21 protein-coding genes and 2 pseudogenes are annotated in these 25,486 nt (G+C 26.0%); 2 read left to right on the forward strand and 21 right to left on the reverse strand.

Annotated elements, in window-relative coordinates; translation table 11 throughout:
- Nucleotides 1-74: 74 nt before the first annotated feature.
- The 3 genes from K0039_RS10550 to K0039_RS10560 form a co-directional block, all read right to left on the reverse strand.
- Nucleotides 75-2,033, reverse strand: a complete 1,959-nt coding sequence (locus K0039_RS10550) for a sensor histidine kinase (protein WP_228105013.1) — start codon at nt 2,031-2,033, stop codon at nt 75-77.
- Between the two features lie 395 nt (nt 2,034-2,428).
- Complete coding sequence (locus tag K0039_RS10555; RefSeq protein WP_228105014.1) at nt 2,429-4,759, reverse strand: sensor histidine kinase; 2,331 nt, start codon at nt 4,757-4,759, stop codon at nt 2,429-2,431.
- Between the two features lie 151 nt (nt 4,760-4,910).
- Entirely contained in the window at nt 4,911-5,825 is a 915-nt protein-coding gene (locus K0039_RS10560; RefSeq protein WP_228105015.1) for an alpha/beta hydrolase fold domain-containing protein, read from the reverse strand.
- Between the two features lie 449 nt (nt 5,826-6,274).
- Between K0039_RS10560 and K0039_RS10565 the strand changes: the two genes are divergently transcribed.
- Nucleotides 6,275-6,412, forward strand: a complete 138-nt coding sequence (locus tag K0039_RS10565) for a hypothetical protein (protein ID WP_228105016.1) — start codon at nt 6,275-6,277, stop codon at nt 6,410-6,412.
- A 49-nt stretch (nt 6,413-6,461) separates the two neighbouring features.
- Here the strand turns inward: K0039_RS10565 and K0039_RS10570 are convergent, their stop codons facing one another.
- The 4 genes and pseudogenes from K0039_RS10570 to K0039_RS23875 form a co-directional block, all read right to left on the reverse strand.
- Nucleotides 6,462-7,247, reverse strand: coding sequence for a nucleotidyltransferase domain-containing protein (locus K0039_RS10570; RefSeq protein ID WP_228105017.1), 786 nt, complete (start codon nt 7,245-7,247; stop codon nt 6,462-6,464).
- Between the two features lie 44 nt (nt 7,248-7,291).
- Nucleotides 7,292-7,441 carry a hypothetical protein gene (locus K0039_RS10575; RefSeq protein ID WP_228105018.1) on the reverse strand — a complete coding sequence of 50 codons (150 nt, stop codon included), beginning with the start codon at nt 7,439-7,441 and terminating at the stop codon, nt 7,292-7,294.
- The gene (locus K0039_RS10580) at nt 7,422-7,931 is read right to left on the reverse strand and encodes a hypothetical protein (protein ID WP_228105019.1); all 510 of its coding nucleotides are present in this window, start codon (nt 7,929-7,931) and stop codon (nt 7,422-7,424) included. Before K0039_RS10580 ends, K0039_RS10575 begins: the two co-directional genes overlap by 20 nt.
- A gap of 169 nt (nt 7,932-8,100) precedes the next feature.
- Nucleotides 8,101-8,193, reverse strand: a pseudogene (locus tag K0039_RS23875) (M48 family metallopeptidase); the annotation flags it as partial.
- 226 nt (nt 8,194-8,419) lie between these two features.
- Here K0039_RS23875 and K0039_RS10585 point away from each other — a divergent pair.
- On the forward strand, nt 8,420-10,018 hold the full coding sequence (locus K0039_RS10585; RefSeq protein WP_228105020.1) for a peptide chain release factor 3: 1,599 nt from the start codon (nt 8,420-8,422) through the stop codon (nt 10,016-10,018).
- 63 nt (nt 10,019-10,081) lie between these two features.
- Here K0039_RS10585 and K0039_RS10590 read toward each other — a convergent pair whose 3' ends face one another.
- The 14 genes and pseudogenes from K0039_RS10590 to K0039_RS10650 form a co-directional block, all read right to left on the reverse strand.
- The gene (locus K0039_RS10590; RefSeq protein WP_228105021.1) at nt 10,082-10,300 is read right to left on the reverse strand and encodes a hypothetical protein; all 219 of its coding nucleotides are present in this window, start codon (nt 10,298-10,300) and stop codon (nt 10,082-10,084) included.
- Between the two features lie 100 nt (nt 10,301-10,400).
- A complete protein-coding gene (locus K0039_RS10595; RefSeq protein WP_228105022.1) occupies nt 10,401-12,683 on the reverse strand; it encodes a M56 family metallopeptidase in 2,283 nt (760 codons plus the stop codon).
- A 64-nt stretch (nt 12,684-12,747) separates the two neighbouring features.
- Nucleotides 12,748-13,113, reverse strand: coding sequence for a BlaI/MecI/CopY family transcriptional regulator (locus tag K0039_RS10600; protein ID WP_228105023.1), 366 nt, complete (start codon nt 13,111-13,113; stop codon nt 12,748-12,750).
- A 465-nt stretch (nt 13,114-13,578) separates the two neighbouring features.
- Nucleotides 13,579-14,523: a PHD finger domain-containing protein gene (locus K0039_RS10605; RefSeq protein ID WP_228105024.1), complete on the reverse strand. Its 945-nt coding sequence runs from the start codon at nt 14,521-14,523 to the stop codon at nt 13,579-13,581.
- A 578-nt stretch (nt 14,524-15,101) separates the two neighbouring features.
- Nucleotides 15,102-15,326: an Abi family protein gene (locus K0039_RS10610; RefSeq protein WP_228105025.1), complete on the reverse strand. Its 225-nt coding sequence runs from the start codon at nt 15,324-15,326 to the stop codon at nt 15,102-15,104.
- A 195-nt stretch (nt 15,327-15,521) separates the two neighbouring features.
- Nucleotides 15,522-19,022: pseudogene (locus K0039_RS10615) on the reverse strand (YobI family P-loop NTPase); the annotation flags it as partial.
- A gap of 12 nt (nt 19,023-19,034) precedes the next feature.
- Nucleotides 19,035-19,160, reverse strand: a complete 126-nt coding sequence (locus tag K0039_RS21985; RefSeq protein WP_265589458.1) for a hypothetical protein — start codon at nt 19,158-19,160, stop codon at nt 19,035-19,037.
- Nucleotides 19,161-19,239: 79 nt separating this feature from the next.
- The gene (locus K0039_RS10620; protein ID WP_228105027.1) at nt 19,240-19,401 is read right to left on the reverse strand and encodes a hypothetical protein; all 162 of its coding nucleotides are present in this window, start codon (nt 19,399-19,401) and stop codon (nt 19,240-19,242) included.
- An 80-nt stretch (nt 19,402-19,481) separates the two neighbouring features.
- Complete coding sequence (locus K0039_RS10625; RefSeq protein WP_228105028.1) at nt 19,482-21,278, reverse strand: TerB N-terminal domain-containing protein; 1,797 nt, start codon at nt 21,276-21,278, stop codon at nt 19,482-19,484.
- A gap of 35 nt (nt 21,279-21,313) precedes the next feature.
- Nucleotides 21,314-21,793: a hypothetical protein gene (locus tag K0039_RS10630; protein ID WP_228105029.1), complete on the reverse strand. Its 480-nt coding sequence runs from the start codon at nt 21,791-21,793 to the stop codon at nt 21,314-21,316.
- Between the two features lie 545 nt (nt 21,794-22,338).
- Complete coding sequence (locus K0039_RS10635; protein WP_228105030.1) at nt 22,339-22,929, reverse strand: hypothetical protein; 591 nt, start codon at nt 22,927-22,929, stop codon at nt 22,339-22,341.
- 22 nt (nt 22,930-22,951) lie between these two features.
- The gene (locus K0039_RS10640) at nt 22,952-23,575 is read right to left on the reverse strand and encodes a hypothetical protein (protein ID WP_228105031.1); all 624 of its coding nucleotides are present in this window, start codon (nt 23,573-23,575) and stop codon (nt 22,952-22,954) included.
- Nucleotides 23,576-23,817: 242 nt separating this feature from the next.
- A complete protein-coding gene (locus tag K0039_RS10645; RefSeq protein ID WP_228105032.1) occupies nt 23,818-24,129 on the reverse strand; it encodes a hypothetical protein in 312 nt (103 codons plus the stop codon).
- 279 nt (nt 24,130-24,408) lie between these two features.
- Nucleotides 24,409-25,419: an asparaginase gene (locus K0039_RS10650; protein ID WP_228105033.1), complete on the reverse strand. Its 1,011-nt coding sequence runs from the start codon at nt 25,417-25,419 to the stop codon at nt 24,409-24,411.
- Nucleotides 25,420-25,486: the final 67 nt, after the last annotated feature.

Below are 25,486 nucleotides of genomic sequence, written 5' to 3' on the forward strand. Positions count from 1 at the left end.
ACATTTTATACCCCTTTTACATTAAATAAAGCTACTAAATAAGTATATCATATACAAATTTAGTAGCTTTATCATTATATATTTGCCATTTCAATTTTTACTGCGTCATTAATATTTCGATCAGTTTTATTATCCGTATCATCGTCAATACGATCATCATTAGAAAGATTTAAGATTATTTCAAAGGTAGTTCCTTTATTTTCTTCACTATCAATTTCAACTTTACCATTGTGCATTTTAATTATTTCGTCTACTATGCAAAGGCCTATTCCACTACCTTCGTTTTTTCTCGATAAAATAGAATCTACTTGATAGAATCTATGGAATATTTGATCTACTTTTTCTTTTGGTATTCCTATTCCATTGTCTTTTAAACTAATATACACGAATTTATCGTCATGTTTTATACGAACTTCTATTTTTCCATTTTCATTAGTAAATTTTATTGCATTGGATAGTATGTTTAAAATAACCCTTTCTATCTTTTCCTTATCTATAGAAGTTATTATTTCTTCTGCATCTGTATCAAATAATACTTCTATATCTTTCTCATTGGCATAATCAACTGATGCAAATACTATATCTTCCACCACATAAACTATATTTTCATTTTTGCATCTACATTCATAAAAACCTGAATCAAATTTTGTAATATCTATTAAATTATTTATAAGTCTTCTTAATCTGTTACTATTTTTGTTAATTCTTTCTACTTTATCTAGTATATATTCTTTTTCTACTTTTTCATTTTTATTTACCTTCATTTCCAACAATGTGCTTGCGCTACTTATAATGTTTAAAGGCGTTCTTAGTTCATGACTCATATTTACTATAAAATCAGTTTTCAATTGCTCTCTTTCCTTAGCAATATTGTATAATTTTTTATTTTTAATATTATTTTTTCTATGCTTGAACATCATGGTGATTATATATAGCATAGTAATAAGTAAAACTATTATAATTAAATATACTTGAATTCTCTCATTTTTTGTTATTAATAAATCATAAGGTTTTTTATTAATTATGATAGTTTCTTCTGGAAGATCTGATGGATTTATATCGTACTTATATATTTGATTATAATCGACCATATAATTAGCACCTACTCTATTGATAAATGGTACTGAAGATATACCTTCTTCTTTATATATTTTCAAAACCATCTTCCCTAGTGATTTTCCATATTCACTTCCCATATCAATATATCCACCTATAACACCTTTACCTATATAGTCTTCTCTACTTGTATATATTGGTATATGTTTTATTTTTTTTATTTTGCTAATAAATTCCTCAGAATTAGCATAATCATAAGTATTTTTATCTTTAAATACTCCACATATTAATAAGGCTTCATTATTTTCATCCATGTCTTCAATTTTTTCAAGTATTTCATTTTCATATTTAGCTTCAATAAAATTTAAATTTATGTGATCGTCTAGTAAATATCTATTTCCCAATAATTTATCTTTTATATCTTTACAATAATTAGTATCATCAATTAAAACGTTTATTGTTTTTACTTGTGGCTGAAGACGTGTAATTAATTTTATTAGTTCAATCTTTGATCTACCATCCATAAAACCTGTTATATATTCTTTCTCTTCAGATGTAAGGCTTATTAGTTCACTTACACCAGTAGTAACTATTATTTTTTTGTAAAATATACTATTCTTATTGAGTAAACCTTTCCTAGCTAAATTGAATGCTTCGTCGTCTATTGTTACAACCATATCAAAGTTACTATCTCTATATTTTGTATTTAGTAATTTCTCAAAATCTCTTAAATATTTTTCATTATTATTATTCCTAATATCTAAATACTCAGTTTTTATATTAATATTAGGATTATTTTTCATTGATTCTTTGAATCCATCGTTTATACTATTTTCCCATTTATTATCTATATCGTATGAGTTTATCAAAAGAATATTGTGTATATCCTTATTATCTTTTGTCTCTCCATATATATTGGTAATTGAACTTAGGAATATTATTAATGATATTATTAGCAGCCTATTTATATTTTTCATCTTAATTTTGTGCTCCTATTTGTTAAATTATTATGCATATGTAAATATCCTTAATATTGAGATTTATATAAATAGAATAAATGATAATAAAATTTTCCCTTCATCTACTATTTATTGTTTCCTCATGTATTAAATATATTTATAATAATAATTAGACAAAAAATTTAGTTTACCTTTTCGACAATTATTATTATATATAAATATTTTATATTATATTTCACTTTAACATGACATATACCGTCAAGTTTTGACTCTCCTAATATCTATAATAAAGAACTTTTGCCTATATTTCAAATAAAAAAAGTTAAATACTAAATTTACTTAAAAAAAGTCTAAGCTTTTGCTTAGACTTTTATATAAAGTATTTCAATTTTACTATCTTCATAAATTTTAATCTAATAAACATCTGATAACTCTAAAGTTATTCTTTCTTTGTCTACATCATAATCTGTTAGTCCTTCTTCTAGTTTTATATTTGGTATTTCTATAGTAAATTCACTGCCTATATTTTCAGTACTTTCAATATATATGTTTCCTTGTAGTAAGTCTACTAATGATTTCACGATGCTAAGTCCTATACCGCTACCTTCATTTTCTCCTCTTAATGATTTATCTACTCTAACAAACTTTTCAAAAATACTCTCTAGCTTTTCTTTAGGAATACCAATACCATTATCTTTTATTTTTATATGTACATAATCTTCATTAAAAATTAAATTTACAAATATCTCGCCTCCATTTGGAGTATATTTAATTGCATTTGAAAGAAGATTAAGCATAATTCTTTCCATATATTCTCCATCGCATCTTATTATATGTTCTTCTTCTTCCGTATCAAATATAATTTCAATATTTTTTTGTTGTGCATACGTTAACACAGAAAATGTAACATCTTCACATAACCTTACTATATCGTAATTATTAAATTTAACTTCTTTAAAATTTGAATCAAGTTTTGTTAAATCAATTAAATTTGTAATCATTCTAAGCATTCTATAAAAATTTATTTTTAATCCGTGACTATGTTTTTTGTATGATAATTTAAAATCATTTTCTTTTTTGTCTAAGTTTAAGTCTAATAATTGTATGATGGAATAGAAAATGTTTAAAGGTGTTTTTAGTTCATGAGATAAGTTTGCAAAAAAGTCAGTTTTTAACTGCTGGTGAACTTTCATTTTTTCATTTTCATCTTTTAATAGTTCCAACTCTTTTCTATATGTAATATTTCTAGATGCAAATATCCAACCTTGATCATTAATTGGCGTTACCAATGTTTCAACATCTATAATTTTTTGATCCTTACATATTAAATGAAATTCTTTAAATATTATTTTCTCGTTATAATTGTAGTTACTGTTATCATTATCAATTAGTATATCCCTTACTTTAAAACCAATTATTTCATCTTCTGCACATCCTAATAACTTATATACTTCATTGTTTACATACTTGATTCTTTCATCTTTGTCCGTCACCATTATTAAGTCCCCAATTTTTTCAGTTAGTACATCAAACATTCTATTCTTTTCTTCTACTTCTTTTTTTAATTTTATCACTTCTTTATTATAATCAATTTGAACAACGTATATTTCACCATGTTCTTTACTTATTTGTTTTTTTACATCTAATAAAATTTCATTATTATTTCTTATAGGAATAACACCTCTCCAACTACTATTATTTTCTAGTGATCCCATTATAGTAGTTTGATACTTTTTGTCAAATCTCTCAAATTTATTTTTGCAAATTTGACCTAAAAATTTGAATGATTCCACGTTGTATTCACTAATTCCATATTGTTTTCTTACTGCTTTATTGGCGTAAATAACAGTCCAATTTTTCTTTAAAATATACATTTCTATATTCATAAATTCATTATCTAATATATTATAAAATACATCTAAGTCTTGCATATCTTTTAATTTATTATTCGTTTCCATATTACTTATAATTAATACTCCTATACTATACATAATTAAACCAATATACATAATTAATAGTGCTAAAGTTGCATATTTACTATTTTCTATATTTCCATTGTAAAACACTAATGCGTAAAAATCCTTCAAGCACCTGCTTAACAAAAAAACTGTCCATAAAATATATATACAATCCTTTGTACTTTTAAATTTTTTTAAATATATAGTTGAAACATAAATATAAATTATATTTCCACAAATAAATAAAATTTGTACAACATAATTTGTAATTAAGGCTTTACTACTAAAAAGTGTCATTTCTATGTAAGATAATATTAAGCATATTAATACTATACAAAAAGTAAAAATAATCTTTCGTTCCAAAATTTTATTTTTAAAGTTTGTATTTGGCATAATAGTCATTACTATAAGTATTTTATTAATAAAAAATAAATTAATCAATAAATGTTCCTCTTGAATACAAACCAATATTGTTTGATTTGAAAGATGTAAAAAAAAAGCAATAGCAAAGTATATTAAATAAAAAATTGCATCACTATTTTTCTTTAATTGATAATAATACAATGATGATATTGTGGCTGCTAAATACATCATTAGAGATAATATTGATACTAAATCATGTGTATTTCTACTTTTAATATTAATACTTAATGCTGAATCATGTATTCCTAAAGCCATTAAAATCATTATTAAAATCATTGCATACTTAGCAAAATGTATAATAAACTCTTCATTTTTTGTTGCATTGTAAACCATATCCTTACCCCCAAATAATTTCTTCGTCATTATCATATATTTTTCTGCTTTTACATTTATATAATTTGATTTTTATATGGATTTCCCTTCAAAAAATATGAATTTATTAAAACTTTCTCTATTTCCTTATCTATAACATATAAAAAAGCCCTCCAAAAAGGAGAGACTTTTCCTTATAAAACTATATGCAATGTTCTTTAATAAACTGAATTGCCGACATTACTGATTTATATAACTTTCCACTTATAAAGTTTTCCTTCATTTTATTAGACAAAGTCTGAGATTTAAGTGGCATATATTTTAGCAAGAAATAAAGTTCCACAAAGCCATGTTCCATCTCACTGTAATTTTGACAGTATACTTCTGTTCCACTGTTTTGTAGCATTTTTGCATATTTTTCACCTTCATAACGGAAATTGTCTTCTTCTCCACAGATCATTATTGTCTTTGGCATACCTTTTAATTCTTCTTTTGAAGCATAAACAGGCGATACGAAAGGATTTTTAAGTTCAGCCACGTCGTTTACATATTTATCAGGAGTTATAAAATCCCCACATATATTTTTATTTATGCTTGTAGTTAAATCTAAACAAGGGTAATTTAATATTTGTGTTTTTATATAATTAGTGTTGTTGGCTCTATCAAGAAGAGCTGCTGATGTGGCAAAATTGGCACCAATGCTACTTCCAAATATTATTACCTTATCTGTATCAAAATCAAGCTGTGATGCATTTTTCATAAAATAGCAAATCACATCATAAACATCGTTTATAGCACATGGAAACTTGCTTTTTCTAAAATTTTTATATGATATAGAAACTACATTACACTCAAACTCACTGTGGATCATATTCCAAAATAAATCGTCATAGGAGTAGTTATCCGTAGTAAATTCACCACCATAAACTCCAAATATAATAGGTGCGTTTTTTTTCTTTGCTTCGTAATAAGTAACTTCTATTTTATGTCCACTAAGAGGTAGATATATGGGCTTTCCACTTATACATATTGGTTCAGATTTCTTTTCTTTATTGTTAGATATTTTTTTTATCTGTTCTTCCACTTCTTCATATACTGGGATTAGTTCTTGTTTCATTTTACTCCTCCTCTACTTCCATTTTTTTTACTGCAAGTTAATTATCTGCTGTATGTATGTTTAAGTATATTAAACTACATTTACCTTAAGTAATCCTTAAGTTTGCATTTCCTTAGAAGTAAAAAAGCCATAAAAGTTATTATAGCGTCGGGCTATTTATATACCTTCATGGCGTGCTTTTATGTATGTTTATAGTTTTTAATCAATTATTTTTCATATATTAATAACTTCTATTTTTATTTCTTGAACCCTTTTATTTATTAGTAAATTCATATAAAATTAATCATTTAAACAAATACTATATTGAAAAAAACAAAATTTTTACTACTTAGCTTTTTCTTTTTTGTACTTATTTTTCAAGTAACTCATTTGGTAAATCTTCAGATTTCACTTCAAATCATATTGAAATAAAAAATGATGAAGCCCTAACAAATGAACATGGATATCCAGTGCTTAGAGTTAGGAACAATACAAATATGGATTTAGATGTGACATATAGTTTTTATATAAAAGAGACTGATTCATCTCATTTCAATAATAGTTTTCTTGTTAAAGCAAAAGATTCCCATGAATCACAACTTGGTTAAAATTATTAAAGAAAGGGTGTATCTTTTTTGATACACCCTTATTCCATCTTTATTGTTCTATTATTTTATCTAAATTTTTAACTATTTCTTCTATTATAATATTACAATCTTCATTAAACATATTTTCAAAAAGGTCCTTTAGATTTTCTTCAAAATCCATTGGAAGTATTTCACATAAATCTATACATTGTTGTATTAGTCTTTTTTCCCCAGGGTGGCTTACCTTATTTATAGCAAATATTATGTCAAAGTAACTTGCTAAAAACTCAGTAACCCTATGATTTATGCTAACTTTATCATTACGTTCTATAGCTTTTTTAATTTGCATGTCATAAGATGGAAGTACTCCATTTAGGAGTTTTCTATTTTTACTTATAATATTATGTCTTAATTTATCAGGATAGATTATATTATATTTTCTTTTTAATTTTTCTAATTTACCATCTTTGTCGTATAAAACTTTGCACGTATTTAGGTTATTCCATAAACAAGTGGTATATCCATTATTAGCTATATTTTTTTGTACTATATTACCTATTGTCAAATCAAAATCTTCTATATTACGATAAATAATATCTATATCAGTATTTGAATTTAAAGTGCAGTTATCCTCAACTTCCCAGTAATGATTTTCTATTTCCATTTTGCAGCAGTATTTAGATAATATGTTCATTCTAGAGCCTTTGGGAATATTTTCCTTAACATATACATAAACATCATAGTCTGATTTATCATCATATTTTCCACTTACTCTAGACCCTCCAAGGGCAATAGCTTCCACTTGGTTGCACTTAGAAATATCTCTAAACAAATCTTCTACATTTACCTTATTCAATATTTGCATCCCCTTTATTAAATTATTTATTTACCTTTACTACTTCATTCTAGCACTCTTTCTTTATATTCTATAAGTGTTTTTATACTTAAAATCTTAATCTCACAAAACATAACTTGGTTTAAATTATTCAAAATAGGGGTGTATCTTTTTTGATACACCCCTGTTTCTTCTTTATTTGTTTTTGCTTTCATAATCTTTTCCATCAGCTACACACTGTGTCCACCCGTTGTCAAACCCTTTGGCATATCCTCTGTCATAATCGCTTTTTATAGATCCGTTCCATTCATTATCACCTATTTGAGCTTTGTAATAACCATCTTCGTAACCCTTTTTGTAGCCTTTATCGTATTCACTTTCTTCCTTTTTATTTGAAGTATCGCTTGTCTCTGTTTTTTCACTATCACTGTCTTTTTCTTCCTTTTTATTTGCTGTATCACTTGTCTCTGTTTTTTCACTGTCAGTGTCTTTTTCTTCTTTTTTGATTTGTGGCTTTTGGCTTAGCCATTGTGTTTCTTTTCCACATTCTTTACAGTATTTACTTTCTTCCTTTGATTCAGCTGCACATTCACTGCAGTAGACTATTTTTTCTTCTTTTGGTGTCTCTTCTGTTTTTACATTACTTTGTGCGCACCCTGTGCTTATACTTAATACTACTATTAGCGCTAATATTAATTTTTTCATGTCTTACTCTCCCTCGTAATTTAAAGTACCATTTTTTGTTAATTAATGTAATTATATAATAGCAGATTTTTATGAAATACAAAATATGGATTTAGATAAAGTTTAGGGGTGTATCATTTTTGATACACCCCTATTATTGTATTTGACAATTAGTAAGTAAAAAATAGTATTATATATCCATTCCTATTCCATTATTCTTAAGCCACTGTTTTCTTACATCATAATCCGGCATAATAGAGGAAACCCTGTTCCAAAACTCCTTGGAGTGACTCTTATATTACATATTGGAGCAACAGCAACTAAGTCACTTAGCTTGTTTCCTGCGCTTTTCTCTATTTATATATTGACAGTTTTTAATTAAAGTTATAATATCAAAAGGATTGTAGTTTTTTTTAGTACATAGATAATTATGTTCATTTTAAAACTACTAAGAAATATAATTTTTTATATTTGGATAATCATAAATTTAAAATAAAGGATGATAAAATATGACAGAACAAAATATAAACTTGATTGATGAGGTTAAAAGAAGAAGAACCTTTGCAATCATTTCCCATCCCGATGCAGGAAAAACTACATTAACTGAAAAGTTTCTATTATATGGTGGAGCCATTCGTGAAGCAGGTTCAGTTAAATCAAGAAGATCTCAAAAACATGCAGTATCTGACTGGATGGAAATTGAAAAACAAAGAGGTATATCTGTTGCATCAAGTGTTCTTCAATTTGAATATGATAACTTTTGTATAAATATTCTTGATACTCCAGGACATCAAGATTTCAGTGAGGACACTTATAGAACTCTTATGGCAGCAGACTCTGCAGTAATGGTTATTGACTCTGCTAAAGGTGTTGAGGATCAAACAAAGAAATTATTCCAGGTTTGTAAAATGAGAGGAATTCCAATTTTCACTTTTATTAATAAAATGGACCGTCAAGGAAGGGATCCATTTGAACTACTTGAAGATATTGAAAATGTTCTAGGAATCCGTTCTTGTCCAGTAAACTGGCCAATTGGTTCTGGTAAAGAGTTCAAAGGTGTGTTTAACCGTCACAAAAATCAAGTTGAAGTATTTGATGATGGTAACCATGGACAAGCTATTGCTAATTGTATAACTGGAGATCCATCTGATGAAAAGTTTAATACTCTACTTGGTGATGATCTTCATGAAAAACTATTAGAAGATATTGAACTTTTAGATATTGCTGGAGATAATTTTGATTTGGATGGAGTACTAAATGGTGAATTAACACCAGTATTCTTTGGAAGTGCCCTTACTAACTTTGGTGTGGAGCCATTCTTGGAGTCATTCCTAGATATAACAGCACCACCGAGTCCTCGTAGCAGTAATTTAGGTGATATTGATCCTAACTCTGATAATTTCTCAGGATTTATATTTAAAATTCAAGCTAATATGGATAAAAATCATAGAGATAGAATTGCATTCCTTAGAATTTGCTCTGGTAAATTTGAAAAAGGTATGACAGTAAATCATGTACAAAGAGGTAAAAAAGTTAAGCTTTCTCAGCCTCAACAGTTTGTGGCACAAGACCGTGTTATAATTGATTCAGCTTACCCAGGTGACATTATAGGTATACATGACCCAGGAATATTTAATATTGGTGATACATTAAGTGAAAAACAATCAAATTTACAATACACTGGTATACCACAATTTGCTCCTGAACACTTTATGAGAGTATCTACAAAAAATGCTCTTAAAAGAAAACAGTTCGTAAAGGGTCTTACACAGTTATCAGAAGAAGGTACTATACAGGTATATAGACAACCTAACTGGGGTATGGAAGAGCTTATTGTAGGAGTAGTTGGAGTTTTACAGTTTGAAGTCTTAGAATATCGTCTAAAACAAGAATACGGTGTTGATATACTAATGAACTCACTACCTTACAGCCATGTACGTTGGATTGAAAATGATCTTTCTAAATTTGGTAAACTTACAATGCCAATGGATACACTACTAGTTGAGGATAGAGATAGAAATCCAGTAGTGTTATTCGCAAATGAATGGTCTATTAGAACTCTAATGGATAGAAATGAAGGTTTAGTTTTAAGAGAAACTTCTTTATAAAAAATAAATGTTAATCCCCCCTACGTATATTTTAAACGTAAGGGGGATTATTTGCTTATACATTTACCAGCCAAAGTATTCTCCAACATAGAAAATCCCATGTTTTGCTACTACCCAGTTTTCTAATATTTCTTGTGTAGCTTCTTCTGTAGGTGGATTTGTCAAAGTATATATTTTTTCATTACTTTTCACATCTGCTTCATAATGATCATTTGAAACTTGTAATGTAATTGCTTTAATTGGAAATCCTGTTCTCAAAAGCGCAAGTCTAAGTGCCCCCATGAAACTAATCTTTTTATTTTACATTATTCTTCTTAACTTAACAGAGCCTCATACATATTATTGAAATTTTTGTAACTTGTGTTTATATTTTAAAGTTTATTTACAACTTATTTATATAGTCTATTTTTTCTACATCATCTGTATTATTCATATTTCTTATTAATATGGTTCCTGTATTCAAACCATGTAAATCACTTATTTTTGATATTCCTTTAATAGTTAAAATATTATTTTGACTTTCTCCTCTACCTATAGTAACTTCAGCGTCCACATTTTTTGTATTTTCTCCTATAGTTACATTTTTCATAGATAGGTGTAAATCTTTATCACTTTCGTTCTCAACACTTACATAAACTTTAGCTTCATTATTTACTATTTTTATTTCCTCTGCTGTAAATGTAGTCTTAGCTTCATCTATATATAAAAAACTTCTTCCTGAGAATTCTTTGTAAGAAACATATTTATCACTGTCTATTTTTTGCATTTTGTTATTGTTTATCTCGTATGAAATTTCTTCTACTTTATCACCATTTTCATCAGTTTTCGTAAAAAGTAACACTTTAGTTGTTTTACTATAATCTGTTTTATAAATATATCTTTTTTTATTTTCTATAACTTCCCTAGTTCCAATATAATCAGGATATGTACCTACTTCTTTTAACTTCCATATGTTATCAAATGCAGATTCATCTATATTTTCTTTTTTTACATGATGATAAGTTACCTTTGATTTTCTGCCTAAACTTTCAACATATTGTGTTGCATCTTGGTTTATTTCTTCAAATAATTTTTCTGATCCCTTTGAACCATTTATAATATCCAACGCTTTATTGGCTTCTTTTCTTGGAAACATATCTTTTATGGATTTTTCCAAATTAGCTCCATCACTTACCATTTTCATATCTACAAAGTAATATTTATTATTATCTTTTAATTTACTGCCTTCTTCCTGGTTAGTTGTAAATGTTATTTTTAAAGGTGCTTGTGAGCTAGCATGTACCAAATTAAATATATTATTTTGGAATTCATAATCTCCATAAGTTGCTATTAAGTAAATTTCTATTTTATCATTTTTAGTAGATTTACCTAAAATTTTATGAGCTTCTACAGATAATTCTCCATCCCCAGAATATATTCCTGGATAGTTTTTTTCATGTTTTGGTCTATATTCTTCTAAAATAACATTTGATATGGCATTATCTAAATCATCATCTACTTTTATAATTTTTGCATTTGTAAGTAATACTCCACTCATTACAAGTAAACAAATTATACCTGTTACTGTAAATATCTTCTTTTTCTTAGATAAATTCTTACTATTTTTTATTAGCTCTACTCTTTCTCTCATAGTTTTCTTATCATTAGCCATATTTAATCCTACTCTCATTTTAGAAGTAAAATTAATTTTTTCTAAAACATTAAGCATTGTAATACCATATTTGTTATGTTCATCTTCATTTAAAAGATTTAATACCCTTTCATCACAAGCTATTTCCATGTCATTTCTCATTTTTTTGAAATAGTAATGAATAAGTGGATTGAACCAATGTACGAATTGTAACACTCCAAGTAAATTATCTATGTAATTATCTTTATTTTTGTAATGGCATAATTCATGTAAAAATATGTGTGTTAACTCTTCTTCACTTAAATTTATTAAATGTCTTGGTAAAATAATGTTGACTTTAAACATTCCCACAAGTGATGGTGAGCTTATTGTATCATGTACTATTACTTGAATATTTTTATTTATATTTAATTGTGATTTACAGTTTTTTAATATTTTTTCTAGTCTTTCATATTTTAATATAGAAGATTTTTTTAAGTCTTTTATAAAATAAATATAAATTACCATGTGACCAATTATTGCAAATATAAATCCAAATAACCACACAAATGACAATATTGTTGATAGTTTATCTTTATTTATACCTAATATTGGTCTTGAGGCAGTATTATTAATTACTTGACTATTTTGTCCAACATTTTCATTATCCTCATTATTACTGTAATTATCTTTAGAAGTTGAGGCTGTACTATTTACTCCATTAGTCTTATTGTCTGCCTCTATGTAGTCATTAGTTTGCGACGCATTTGAATTACTATTTGTATCATCTAATTTAGTACTGTTATTTTCTAGTTGACCTCTATTACTGCTCAGTATGTTTTCCATATTAGAATTTATTGGTATGCTATTAAACAAACTTATATTGCTCTCTGGTCCAAATGGAATTATTAGTTTTATTACTAATATAATCCAAAGTAGGTATGCATATCTTTTGTTAATTTTATTTTTTAGTAAGGTTTTTATTAGTAGTATTATAAGACCTGTCGCACTTCCAAAAACAGTAGCCCCAACTATATATCCCCAAATATTTTCCATAATTCATTTCCTCTTTTATTTACCCTCTTAATATTTTAATTTACTTATCAATATCATTTAATTTCTACTCATCTTTTAACATGTCTTTTAACTCTTCTATTTCTGATTTTGATAATTTTTTACTTTTTACAAAGCTAAGTACCATTTTATTTATTGATCCACTATAAAGTTTTTCTAAAAATGACTTACTTGCATCATCTTTGTACTCATCTTCACTAACTGTTGTGCTATAGATATATGATTTTTTATTGCTTTTGTCTACTTGTACAACTTCCTTTGATACTAATCTTGTAATAAGTGTTTGAATTGTTTTTGGTTTCCAATCACTTTTATCTTTTAGTTCTTCTATTATTTCAGCACTGGTTGCTTCTTGTTTTTGCCATAATATTTTCATTATTTCTAATTCTGATTCAGAAATATTTTGTTTCATTATTATCCCTCCCTAAACTTACAATTGTAATCTTTAATTAAATCTTACAACTGTAATCCAATAAAGTCAATAATTATTTACTAAGTAATTTTTCTGATGTATTAATTCTTCATAAACTTTGCATAAAAAAGTATTGCAAAAACAACTGATGCTGCTCCTCTTAGTCCTGAATCTGATAAACTAGATAACCTTCAATCTAGACATAATTATTTCGGTTTAAAAAATAAATTATCTGCTTATGACTATGTAAATAAATACAAGGGTAGAGTTGATAAAGTAATAAAAATTTACAATAAAATAAAAAAAGTATCATAGGACTACAAAAAAGCCTGGAGCATTAAACTCCAAGCTTTCATATTTGTTTTCAAAATAAAATCACTATAATAATTATTACTGTAGGTAAGTTTGTTTTACACAAATCTATTTACAGTCTTCAATTGCAGTTTATTTACCTGTATTAAATACCTATGATGCTTCTTTCGTATTTGTATCACTAAATTCCTTATCTGTTTCTATATAATTTTCAAGTACTCTATATTTATCTAAAAAATCATCAGTCTTTGAACTATTTTTATCTGAATATTCATTGTAGTTACCAGATGGTTCAATTGCAAAATCATAAAAATTTGTATATGAATTATATGTATCACTTATTATACTTAGCACATCTGATAAATCTTCACTACCTTCAGGTATTGATTTTAATTTACTATATAGTGATTGAATTTTTTCATCGTAAGTTTTAGCTAATTCAATCTCATCTTTTTTATCCAAAATAGCCATTAAAATAGCTGAATCTATACTAGATCCATGTTTATCCTTATAAATATTTTCATACCAATATTTTTGAACTGTATCTGAAATATCTTCTAAATTTGCCCCAGCTGATACTATTTCGTGTTGATATTCTTTTAATAATTTAATATATTCTATCCTTGCTTGTTGTTGTTCTTGTTTTTTATTATAATTATAAGCCGAAATACCTATAATGCTAATACCTACTATACATAGAATTATTATTAAGTGCTTCTTGTTAAATTTAGATGAAACTAGATTTTTTCTTGGTTTATCTTCATCTGTTTTCATCCCACATTTAGAGCAATAACACTGTCCATCTTGCAACAAGTGACCACAATTTGTGCAAAATTTATTTTCTTTTAATTCTATTTCCTCAACTTTAGTTAATTTTTCATTTATGTCTGTTTCTTGATTTTTTTCTTCCTGTGAAGGTCTTTGTTCCTCTAATTGTAAATCGTTAATGTTATCATGGTTACAAATTTTGCATACTCCATTGTTGTCTAATAAGCATTTTTTATGGTATATAGTATTACAGCTTTTACACGAAAATTTATTTTCCTTGTCAACTTCTTTACCACAAAAAACACATATATTTTTATCTGTTTCTTCCATATTAGCTTTTCCCCCACATTATATTTTTAAAATTATATGATTTTATGTGAGTATATATGTACCTTGAGTTGTAGTAGTAAGTTCTTGAAACAAATTGCCAAGAACTGCACCACCAGAGGTCATACAAGTACGAAATTCTTATTTATACCTTTATTTTCTAGTTTATTATATCTTGATATATTTTTATATAAAGTACAAATTTATTTTCATCTATAAATTACCAATATTTTAACAAAAACTTAAAGGTATCTATCTTTTTTATACAACTACTTTTTTCTTAATTTTATGCTTATGCTTTTGAACATAGCTTGCTACATCATATGAGTTTAATGAAACCATCTTTATACTTGTTTTTCAATTATACCTTGTAACCCTGTTATTAAGTCCATAACATATTTTATACTTTTAGCATCACTTTGTTTATAATGAAAATTATCCATTTTCATATAATTATCATGTCCATACTTTTCTCAAAATTTGTATGCTAGGATTGCTTTTATAGTATTTTCAACTCTTAGTATCCTCTTAGGAATGATTGATTTTAATTCAAAATCAATTTCATATAATGCTTTTATTTCTTAAAACTCAGCTTTATCTTTATATATTTCATCTGTTATTGATGTTTTTCTTGTTTCTAAAAATAAATCCTTGTATCCATTTATAATATTATAATAATTTTCTTTTTCTAAATACCTTTTTGCTGATTCATCAGTAGAAAAACATAAGCCTCTACTTTTCAAAACTTCCAACGGTTCATCAACTGTTTTAAATTCTTTTTGCTCTATAATAATTCCTTTCAACATCAGATATTTCTAGTTATAATAAAAAGGCCCTGGTCCTCAAAGGTTTCCAGAGCTCTAATCATTATAGTATATTTAGTTATCTTATAAATTATGTTCAATAGTTTATAAGTTATTATCAAGTTCTTAATATAAATCGTCAAAAATCACAACTACAATCATCATTCTGAATTATTTTCGAGACCCAGCTGATAATTATTATGTTAAGCATAAACGTTTACGACTAATTTTATAGAATCCTTCTTCCTCACTAAATTCTGATATCCACCTTTTATTTGCACACTCACTTAAAAATTCTCTATTTACTCCATTAATTTCAAACTTAGGTCTACCATTAGTAAATATCTTTTCGTGCTCAATCAAGCCTATACATTTTATAGCTTCTTGTGTTTCTGTTTTAGATAACTTATACAGAGAATTATTTAAAAGTTTTAATTTTGTATCATTTACTATATCATCCTCTTTCAATAGCTCTATAAGTAAATCATAATTAAAATCAATTTTATCTTCAATAATCATATTAATGTGTTCTACACATATATTTAATGTAGTATTTTTTATTAAATCACTAGAATCCATATAATTCTGTACTAAATCTATAAGATCTGATTTATCAAAATTATTATTAATTATGAAGTTTTTAACACTATCACTACATTCTATCTGTGATATGGATATTTGCCCTTCAAAATTAGAACTAAGTTTTATTTTAAAATCATCATCTATATTTGATGATAATAAAGTTATTAACTCATCTTTTTTAACTTTAGGCAAATCTTCAATCTTATTTATATATTTTTCAATATTTTTTTCAATAAAAATTATAAATAATTTATTATAATTTGATTGTAAAAATTCTATATTTTGAGCTGTGACTTCAAATTTATCTAATTCAACTAAGACTTCTACTCTTTCTCCTGATAGTTCTTCTATTTCTTGAGTTGGAGCAGGATATATATATTTAAGTTCTTTTAATATTTTTATATAATTTTCTATTTTTATATCTTCACATACTGCTATTGATTTAAATATTTTTTGAGAACTACCCTCACCAAATGTTTCATCTATGTATGTTTGAGAAATTTCAAACTTGATTTCACCACTATTAATGAAGTTTATCAAAATTTCATCTAGTGTACTATCCATAGCAAAATAATAAATAAGAATATTTTCTATAGAGTACTTAATTTTTCTGTTTTGTAATACATATGCCCATAGTTCCCTATTTTCTATATCTTTAAGTAGTGTCAACTCTGTATCCAATAACATTATGTATTCCTTTATTTTAGTTAGATCAACATCATTGTTATTTATTAATTTTAATGCAGCTTCTTGTACATCTAATATTTTATCTTCACAGTTATTAATTATCATTTCTATGTAATTTTGAATGTTTTCATTTACATATTCTAAAAGTTTTGAATTAGAATTTTCCAATAGAAGAGAATAGTTCTTATTTTTTATATCATATTCATTTTCAACTTTAAAAATATATCTTAGAATTAATGATATATTTTCTTGATTAAGCTTATATAGTTTATTTTTATAAACTGACTCAAATAATTCTTTATTAGATTCTTCAAACACTAAAGTCTCAAACTTAATATTTAAAATTATAAATTCTTCTATAAGCTTTTCTACATTAGGTTCTTCTATATTTAAAAACATCCTATCTGATGATATAGTATTTGATAAAAATCCGTCCTTATTAATATTTTCTATATCAACTTTATCAGAGTAGTAAAGTGTTTGTAATATACACTCTTTCATTTCTTTGTATGTAAATTGTGAACAAGAATTAATTTCTTCTAAAAATGTAGTCCAATATTTATTAGTTGTTTTTATATACGTAGCTAAATCCCTCGTGAAATTAAAATATCCTTGCATAAACTTAAACTGTCTACTATCTCTTAATTGATTCATAAATCTATCTAAATATTTTTTATTCTCATGTTGATATTGTAAAAGATATTCAAATAAATTAAAGTTTAATGTTTCTATTTCATCAAAATCTACTTCTTTAAGTCTATACAATACTAATCTCTGATTTTCTATATTATATGTCCATTCTTTAGCTTTTTTATCTGTTACACTACGTAAGAACATTTTATCATTTCTTGATAAGCTATTAGGATAAAAATATGTCATATAATCTGTATATGTTTCATCAATATATCCATTTCTAATTAAATATTTTATTAGATCAAAGTATTGACTTGATTTAATTTCATTAAAATCATTAATTTCACCTATAAAGTTTTCATAATTTACATCAAAAATTTCATTAATATTTTCTCTTGTTATAATCTCACTTAATTTCTTATAATTTAATATTACTTTTTCATCATTTAAAATATTAATTCTCTCTTTTATTTCGTAATACGTATTGCTTTGCCTTAGTTCAAAGTTTTTCTTTCTCTCAATATACTGTGGATTATTACAGTTTACAGACAATTCTCCATACATATTTCTACTTCCATATATTAAATCTAATTCTCCTATATTATTAATATGTTCCTTTTCACAATCATTAAATTTATCTTCTAGTTCTTGTATCTTTATATTTATTTTATTTATTTCTTCTTTTATTATCTCTTCTTTATTTGCAAATATTGTTGATACAAACCCTACATTAATTTGTGTCTCACTAAAGTCACGTGGAAATATATTTTTATATACAATCATTGCAAGTAACTTATTATAATCTTGCTCTGTTGTTCCAATTCTATTGTAATAAATTACGAATTCATTATAAATATTCTTCAACATTCTCATATCATCAACATATAGTGATATACCTTGCAAGAAATGTTCATCAAACTTATCAAATATATTACCTGCTTTAAGATGAGCTATAAACTGATTATATGAATTTGAGCTATCTATAACAGGTACTATAGGCACAATAAAATCAAAAAACTTAGTTCTATCTTTAGATATAAAAATATCATCTCTAACTAAATATAAAAATCTTAATACTTCTTTATGACTTCTCACTCTTTTAGAATTAACTAGTATATTTATTTCTCTTAGTCGTTGAAATATTTCATTCATATTATATCTATCTATATCCTCAAAAACAATAACGTCTGCATCACAATTTTCAAATATATATAATACTTCATTTAGATATTTATCAAAATATGATTCGTCACTTTTTTCAAAAATCTCTATTTCATTACCGCTAAAGTTTAACTTTTTAAAAATACTTTTATTTTTTTGCATCCTTACAAAATTAAATACTGCTATTACAAATATTACGCTAAAAATAACACCACTAAAAAATAAACTTATTCCTTTAGTTGTTATCTGAATAAATCTCAAGCTATAAAATTGATTCAAACTATTTACAAAATCAATCCATTCTTTATGATAACGTAGATGCAAACCTGAAACAATAAAAGCTATGATAATTGCGGTTGTCTTAATAATACTTTTATTCGGTACTGTGTTTTTTATTTTAAAATTGGTTTGAGGTATATCAGATGGATTTATTTGATGAATTAATTGATTAAGTATTTTACCTTCTAATATAGATTCCTTTATATAAGTTTTTGTATCATTATTATTTTCTTCTTCTTGCTCTTGACTATCATCATCTATTTCATTTAATTTATCATGTCTTTCAAAATTTGCTAAAGATATATGTAAAAACTTTTTAGTTGGAACGTGCTTTTTATAGGATTCTACAACACTACTTTTACCGGCACTCTAAGCACCTGTAATAGCAATATTCCTTATTTCATTGTTCTCAAATACAAAATCTAATGCCTCTTTATATGTTTTTAATTCGACGTCTTTAATTGGAGTAAGTTTTTCAAAATGTATTTTCCCCATTGTCATCCCCCTATTTTAATAATATTTTATTAACAAAAACCGATACATTTAAAGGTAGAAATTTTAAGCATAAACCTAATTATTTGATACAAAATCCCCATTCATAAGTTTTGAAATTAAACTTATACCTTGTAAACATCTGCATCTTCTGCAAATCATTTGTGTCTTCAATTAACTCTTTTGTTTTTTCAATATTTATTATAACATGTATTTCTACAAAATAATCTAGTCTGTTTTTCATCAAAATATATACTATAAATAAAAAAATGTCATTTTGAATTTTGTCAAAATGATATTTTTTATTACAACCTTACCATACTATTAAATTAGCTGTTCTAAAATTTCTTCATAAGTTCCTCTAACTAAAATGTCTTCATATATAGCCTTATACATACATTTCCATACTACATTATCATTTATAAACATTTCATTTTCTTTTTTATCCTTTATAACTTGATTTAACAGATTATATAGATCTTCTTCACTTAGTTTTAAACTCTTTGTTATTTTCTTTATCCAGTCTATAACTGCAGGTGCCAAGAATATCTGATTTTTATCATATCCTAATCCTATTGATCCACCATTTGTAGCTCCATTTAAGTCATAATAACATACTAGCATATATAACTTTAGAGCTTCTTTTAGATTTCCCATTTTTTCATATATTCTTCCTCTATCCATAATATAGCATCTATATATACCCATGTTATTATTTAATTTTTCATTAACAGAAATTTTTTCTATTTCCTCAATTAATGCTTCTTCTATAGTAATATTTCTTTTAGATACTACCTTTTTTACCTCCTTTGCACTAATTGGTAAATTATTAATTATATTATCAATAAAATGTCTTCTCGCTCTTTCATTTCTTATGTTAACCATTAATTCATTTTCTTCTTTTGTTAGTGCTATTTTCACACCTGTAAATATACTATTTTTTATTAATATATCGTTTTTGCATTTTGTACATTTACCTTTAGACACAGGTAGTTTTTCCACCTTTTCTTTACAATATGGGCAAATATAATGGTCATAGAATTCTTCATTTTTATCAAAAATATTAGTATCTATCTTTTCAAATAGAATACTTTCTTTAAATATTTTATCTGGTTCTTTCTTCTCTCTCTTCTTAGGCTTAATAGATGGAACATAGGCCTGTGATTTTCTAATCTCTTTTAATTTAGTTTTTGTAATTTCATGAGTCTCTGACAATAAATCATGAATATATGTTTTAAATTCACCATTTTCCAATAAACTTGGAATTTTAGTGTACCTTTCATCTATTGAGATATTCGCTATTAATGTTATATCTTTCTCAGGACATTTCTTCAAGTCAAATAATCTTAAGTCTATGCCGTTTTTATTGTATCTTTCAAATAATATATTTGAAAGCTCATCCTCAAAAACTAAACTTTCATTCTTGATATATCTATTATTTTTAAATCCAACTTTGCTAGCTATAGCCATTACCTCTTTAGGCATAATTTCTCCATATAATTTATACTTAGCTAAAAGATACAAATCGGATATGTACATATCATCTACATCCTCTGTATCTTCTAATAACTGTATAAATAAATCTGGTCTATTACGTATTATACAAGTAGCAATCAATGCATTTGTAGAATATGAAATAAAAGACTGATTTTTATGATTTTTTCTCAATCTACATAATATATTCCATGCTTTTGTGTAGTCTCCAAATAACAAATGCCTTTCTAATCCATAATAAAATAAAAATACATAGCTAATATCTATTTTATTGTCTATGTTTTTAAGCCAATTTAGATAAATCCATCTTTGCTGAGGAGTTAATTCATCGTAGGATGGGTAGTACCCTGGAGTTTCAATGTCTTTATTTTGTGAGTTTTTAATCATATTATTTATACTTATTAGGCTTGGTTCTTGCTTTGATAAAAAGGAAAAAGTTATAGTTATTCCATTTGATTCTATTTTATCTTCTTTAGCCTTTTTATCTTCATAGTTTTTGTATTTTCCATCTTTAAACCAAAGTAGCTCCATAATGTCATTAGGTATATTTATAAACATATTTTCCTTATTTGATGATAAATTATTATTAACATTTATTAAGTTACCTATTTTACTTAATAATCCCATAGTTATTACCCCCTTTTTAGTTATTTTTGCATTATTTAATCTTTAAAATTAGCAAATGGCCTTTCATTGTTATTTTTATTCTTATATTCCATGATAAGCCTCTTTTCTTCATCTCTAGGTTTATTATTATTTTTCACTTCATCATTTAAGTCATCAAATATATAATACTCTATTATTAATTTTGTACTATTTTTAATTTGCCACAAGGCTTTTCCACCTCTATGATTCTTGCACTTACCGTATGCATATTTTACAAGAGATGTAATTCTATTTCTTAAACTTGTAGCTTTTCCATAATATAAAATATCTTTATCAACCACTTTATTATACTTTTCTTCTAAATATTCTTTATTATAAAGCAAGTTTTTACCTTTATGTTCTTTAATACCTGTTGTATTATTTGTTATCTCAACAGTAAAATTTTCAGGTACTTTTACAATGTACACTCCTCCTCTTGTAGGTATATCTTTATACCCATTTTTATAAAGTTCTTCTACAGTTATAGTATAATGCATTTTTACCTCCCCCTAATTATTTAACATTTATTTGTTACATCTTATAACTATTTTTAAAATCACTTACAATCCCCTCAAAAAAATTAGCAAAGCCCCTTATCATTTAATACAACAATATACTGCTAACAACTGATTTTTTCTGTTTCCCTTCATAAATATTCACAAAACTTAGTAATGATTTACCTTTATATTTTCGTTACTAATTAAAGTCTTTTTTTAATATTTATAGTTATATTATATAAGATTTTTAGTTATCACTGGTGATTTTACTATTTTTTACTTAAACAAAATCATTATTTTTGATTACAAATAAGTAAGTAATCTTCCTTTTTTAATAAATCCCATAAATTAGGTCGAAATTCAGTGGTGTATCATTTTTGATACACCACTATAATAATCTAAATAGTTAATTCTTATTATAAATAGTAAAGTATAAAATAATGTCTAGACTCTCAACTAATTTACTCACTAAATTTTATTCATTCAGTATAAGTATATAAAAAAAGAACCAGATAAATCTGATTCTTTTAAAATAACAACATAACCTATTTATTTTCATTCGCTAAGGGACTATACCTTCCTCTTCTATACTCCCCAAAGTATCCACCAACAGAATACTCAAATACTTCATATGTATTTTTATCAACGTAAAACATCATATTTCCTGTTGCCTCTTTACCCATCTTAAAAATATAGTACTCTCCCTTTCCTTTAGTTGGGTGTTCACCTTCTTCTGAATAATCCACATCTTTAAATTCACTTCCGCATGAATTTACTATTGCCTTCTTGGCTTTATTAATTTCATCTGACTTTGGTTGATTGTTTTTTTTATCAGTTTCTGATTCTTCTGATTGATCATCTTCCTTTACTATAGATATTCTATATTTACTTATATCTTCAATTAAATCTTTTATATTAAAATCAGTAAAAAAACCTATTTGCATGCCTAAAAACAGACTTATTATTATTAAAGTCCACGATATGTTTATATTTATTATTTTATTACGTAGAATCTCTTTAATGTTTTTTTTCTCTTTTATTTTTTTCTTACTTTTACTGTTTTTTGATATTCCCCTTCTTTTTTGATGCTTGTTATTTGATCTCTTGTTTTGTTCTAATCTTCTTCTATCTCTCACCTTTTACCCCCACTGTCAATTACTACATATCCATATCAACTATATAATATTTTTCTTCTTTGTTTTGAATTACTATGTTCTCATCTTCTTTTGATATGTCACCATTATTATTAAGAGTTATGGAAAATTTCATATCTAAATAGTCTTTGTCTACGTTTTTTCCTTCATAATATTTCTCATCAACTAAGGATTTTACACCTATGTGTTCTTCTTTTATGTCTTTTCCTTTGGCACCTGTATTATTTAGAAGAAAATCTACGTAAACTTCAACAAGATTACCCTTCTCTATTTTTTCCATAGATGAATTATGCGCTTTCATATCTTCCTTTGAAAGATCTTTTGGTGGATTTTTTTTGTAGTAAAGATTATGTTCATATATAGCGAGTATATCTGATGCTGTTTTACTTCCCTTTGATTTGAATTTCTTCAACTTGTCAACATTATTTAAATCTGGGCTTAAGCATTTTATCATTGTGTCTTTGTCCTTGTTATAGGTTGCTTGCACAAAATGCTCTACTACACTTTCTGCTGATGAATTTGCTTTACTAAACATATTTTTAATTAACTTTTTGCTATTAATTCCTATAAATATTCCTATACTTACACATAGGATACATAACAACACATTCTTAAGTATTTTTTTCATTTCTATAATAGTACCTTTCTAAAATAGTTTTTAATTTAATATTAGAGTTTTTTAGCTTGCTGTTCTGAAGAAAAAACTATTCACTCCCTCTTACTGTATATACGTTAGTTATTCACTTTTCTATATACTTTAAATATTGGCTAAATAAAATTTTTCAAAAATAAAAAACTATCCTAACATATGTTCAAAGAACACATCTTGTCAAAATAGTTTTTGGCTTTGTTAGATAATTCTAAATTATATTAACTGTTCCTAGAAGATACTTTCTTCTTAACTAAAAAACTTATTATACCTAATATATTATATATTATTAATAATTCAATACAACTTCCCATATTAAACCATAAATTTATAGGTATAATAAATGATATTGAAGATAAAAGAAATCCTATAAGCAATTCCTTTTTAAAATCTGAATACATTATTCCTTGTATGATAAAGATAATTGGAAATAGTAAAAACAATCCAACTAATATATTTTTATCAGCCCTACCCCATAAAGTTATTGCGAGTATTATAATACTTGGCAATATTATAGATAATATTTTTTTCATGAAATTCCCCTCTTTCTTGATTATAAAATTCGCATTATATAATAACCGCCAACTTTCATGTTGCTTGGCAATTAGACAATCAATAACAGTGGATAAATTATTAATCCATGCCATCGACAATATAGTCATCTATACTTACTTTAAAAACAACCTCATTCTCATCTTTGTAATATATACCAATTATATACTAAAGGTTTATATAATTCCAACTTTATGAAAAAACCAAGGGTGTATCTTTTTTGATACACCCTTGGTTTTCAAAATTATACACATTGAGTTTTACGCTTTATCCAAATGAAAAACTGGTCTTACCTGACCTATTGTGTATCCCAGACTATTTATTAAATCTTCACCTCTAAATTTGTTCAAGGCCTTTATCTCTTCCAAAGTTAGCACACCAAGCTCCTCCAAACATCTCATAACAACAGGAGGTATAGCCCTTGTGTAATTCCCATCTTCAATTTTTATAGCAATGCCAATATCTGCACCCTTTACAGCCACACAATAAACACCATCAGCTCCCAGCTTCCCAATAATTTTCCCATTAGTATTTTTTATTAATTCTGTGCAAAATCCATCTATACCAGCAACCATCTCTGGTGCATTATTCATGGATTGAAAAATTCTATCACAAGCATTTTTCACATCTATTTGTAAATCATCAGTATGAGTAAATTTAGCAAAAGCTAGGGCAGCATTGTAAAGAGGCATGCCATGTACAGGAACGCCGCATCCATCCACTCCTATTAAAATTTTATCTTCATCTATTTCACAAAAATCAGCTACAAGTTTTTTTATATCTTTTTGTATGGGGTGATTTATTGAGTTATAATTTTCTATGTCATATCCTTTGGTTAAGCAAGATGCAAGCATTCCACTGTGTTTTCCTGAACAATCAGAGTTGGCTGGAATTAGCTGAATATGATTTGCTATTTGGAATGTTTTATAATCTTCATTTAAAGAATATCCTCCCTTACAAAGAAGATTTTCTTGTGTCAGTCCTATTTTCTCAAGTATTTTGTCTATAACTTCTCTGTGTATGTCTTGGCCATAATGAGATGCACACATAAGTGCTATTTCTTCATCTTCAAAATTGTATTTTTCATTGGCACCACTTAAAAACACATTTATAGCTTGAACTGGTTTTAGTGCTGAGCGTAAGTATGCTACTTTGTAAGGATCTCCTTTATAGTATTTAAGCTTCCCATCTCTTCCTACTACTGCCATGTTACCTCTATGGATATTTTCCACCAATGGCCCTCTACTTACTTCCAAAAGAATTTCTGACATTTTATACTCCCCCTTTTTTAATTACTCAACCAACTGTATTTTTTATCTGAAAATCTTTTAATATTTA

This window comes from Terrisporobacter mayombei (assembly GCF_020748465.1).
GTDB classification, from domain to species: domain Bacteria; phylum Bacillota; class Clostridia; order Peptostreptococcales; family Peptostreptococcaceae; genus Terrisporobacter; species Terrisporobacter mayombei.

Excerpts from the sequence above, each read along its gene's own strand:
- K0039_RS10550 (WP_228105013.1), bottom strand. The coding sequence starts at position 2,033 with ATGAAAAATATAAATAGGCTGCTAATAATATCATTAATAATATTCCTA.
- K0039_RS10555 (WP_228105014.1), bottom strand. The coding sequence starts at position 4,759 with ATGACGAAGAAATTATTTGGGGGTAAGGATATGGTTTACAATGCAACA.
- K0039_RS10560 (WP_228105015.1), bottom strand. The coding sequence starts at position 5,825 with ATGAAACAAGAACTAATCCCAGTATATGAAGAAGTGGAAGAACAGATA.
- K0039_RS10575 (WP_228105018.1), bottom strand. The coding sequence starts at position 7,441 with ATGAAAGCAAAAACAAATAAAGAAGAAACAGGGGTGTATCAAAAAAGA.
- K0039_RS10580 (WP_228105019.1), bottom strand. The coding sequence starts at position 7,931 with ATGAAAAAATTAATATTAGCGCTAATAGTAGTATTAAGTATAAGCACA.
- K0039_RS10585 (WP_228105020.1), top strand. The coding sequence starts at position 8,420 with ATGACAGAACAAAATATAAACTTGATTGATGAGGTTAAAAGAAGAAGA.
- K0039_RS10590 (WP_228105021.1), bottom strand. The coding sequence starts at position 10,300 with ATGGGGGCACTTAGACTTGCGCTTTTGAGAACAGGATTTCCAATTAAA.
- K0039_RS10595 (WP_228105022.1), bottom strand. The coding sequence starts at position 12,683 with ATGGAAAATATTTGGGGATATATAGTTGGGGCTACTGTTTTTGGAAGT.
- K0039_RS10600 (WP_228105023.1), bottom strand. The coding sequence starts at position 13,113 with ATGAAACAAAATATTTCTGAATCAGAATTAGAAATAATGAAAATATTA.
- K0039_RS10605 (WP_228105024.1), bottom strand. The coding sequence starts at position 14,523 with ATGGAAGAAACAGATAAAAATATATGTGTTTTTTGTGGTAAAGAAGTT.
- K0039_RS10610 (WP_228105025.1), bottom strand. The coding sequence starts at position 15,326 with ATGTTGAAAGGAATTATTATAGAGCAAAAAGAATTTAAAACAGTTGAT.
- K0039_RS21985 (WP_265589458.1), bottom strand. The coding sequence starts at position 19,160 with ATGGGGAAAATACATTTTGAAAAACTTACTCCAATTAAAGACGTCGAA.
- K0039_RS10620 (WP_228105027.1), bottom strand. The coding sequence starts at position 19,401 with ATGAAAAACAGACTAGATTATTTTGTAGAAATACATGTTATAATAAAT.
- K0039_RS10625 (WP_228105028.1), bottom strand. The coding sequence starts at position 21,278 with ATGGGATTATTAAGTAAAATAGGTAACTTAATAAATGTTAATAATAAT.
- K0039_RS10630 (WP_228105029.1), bottom strand. The coding sequence starts at position 21,793 with ATGCATTATACTATAACTGTAGAAGAACTTTATAAAAATGGGTATAAA.
- K0039_RS10640 (WP_228105031.1), bottom strand. The coding sequence starts at position 23,575 with ATGAAAAAAATACTTAAGAATGTGTTGTTATGTATCCTATGTGTAAGT.
- K0039_RS10645 (WP_228105032.1), bottom strand. The coding sequence starts at position 24,129 with ATGAAAAAAATATTATCTATAATATTGCCAAGTATTATAATACTCGCA.
- K0039_RS10650 (WP_228105033.1), bottom strand. The coding sequence starts at position 25,419 with ATGTCAGAAATTCTTTTGGAAGTAAGTAGAGGGCCATTGGTGGAAAAT.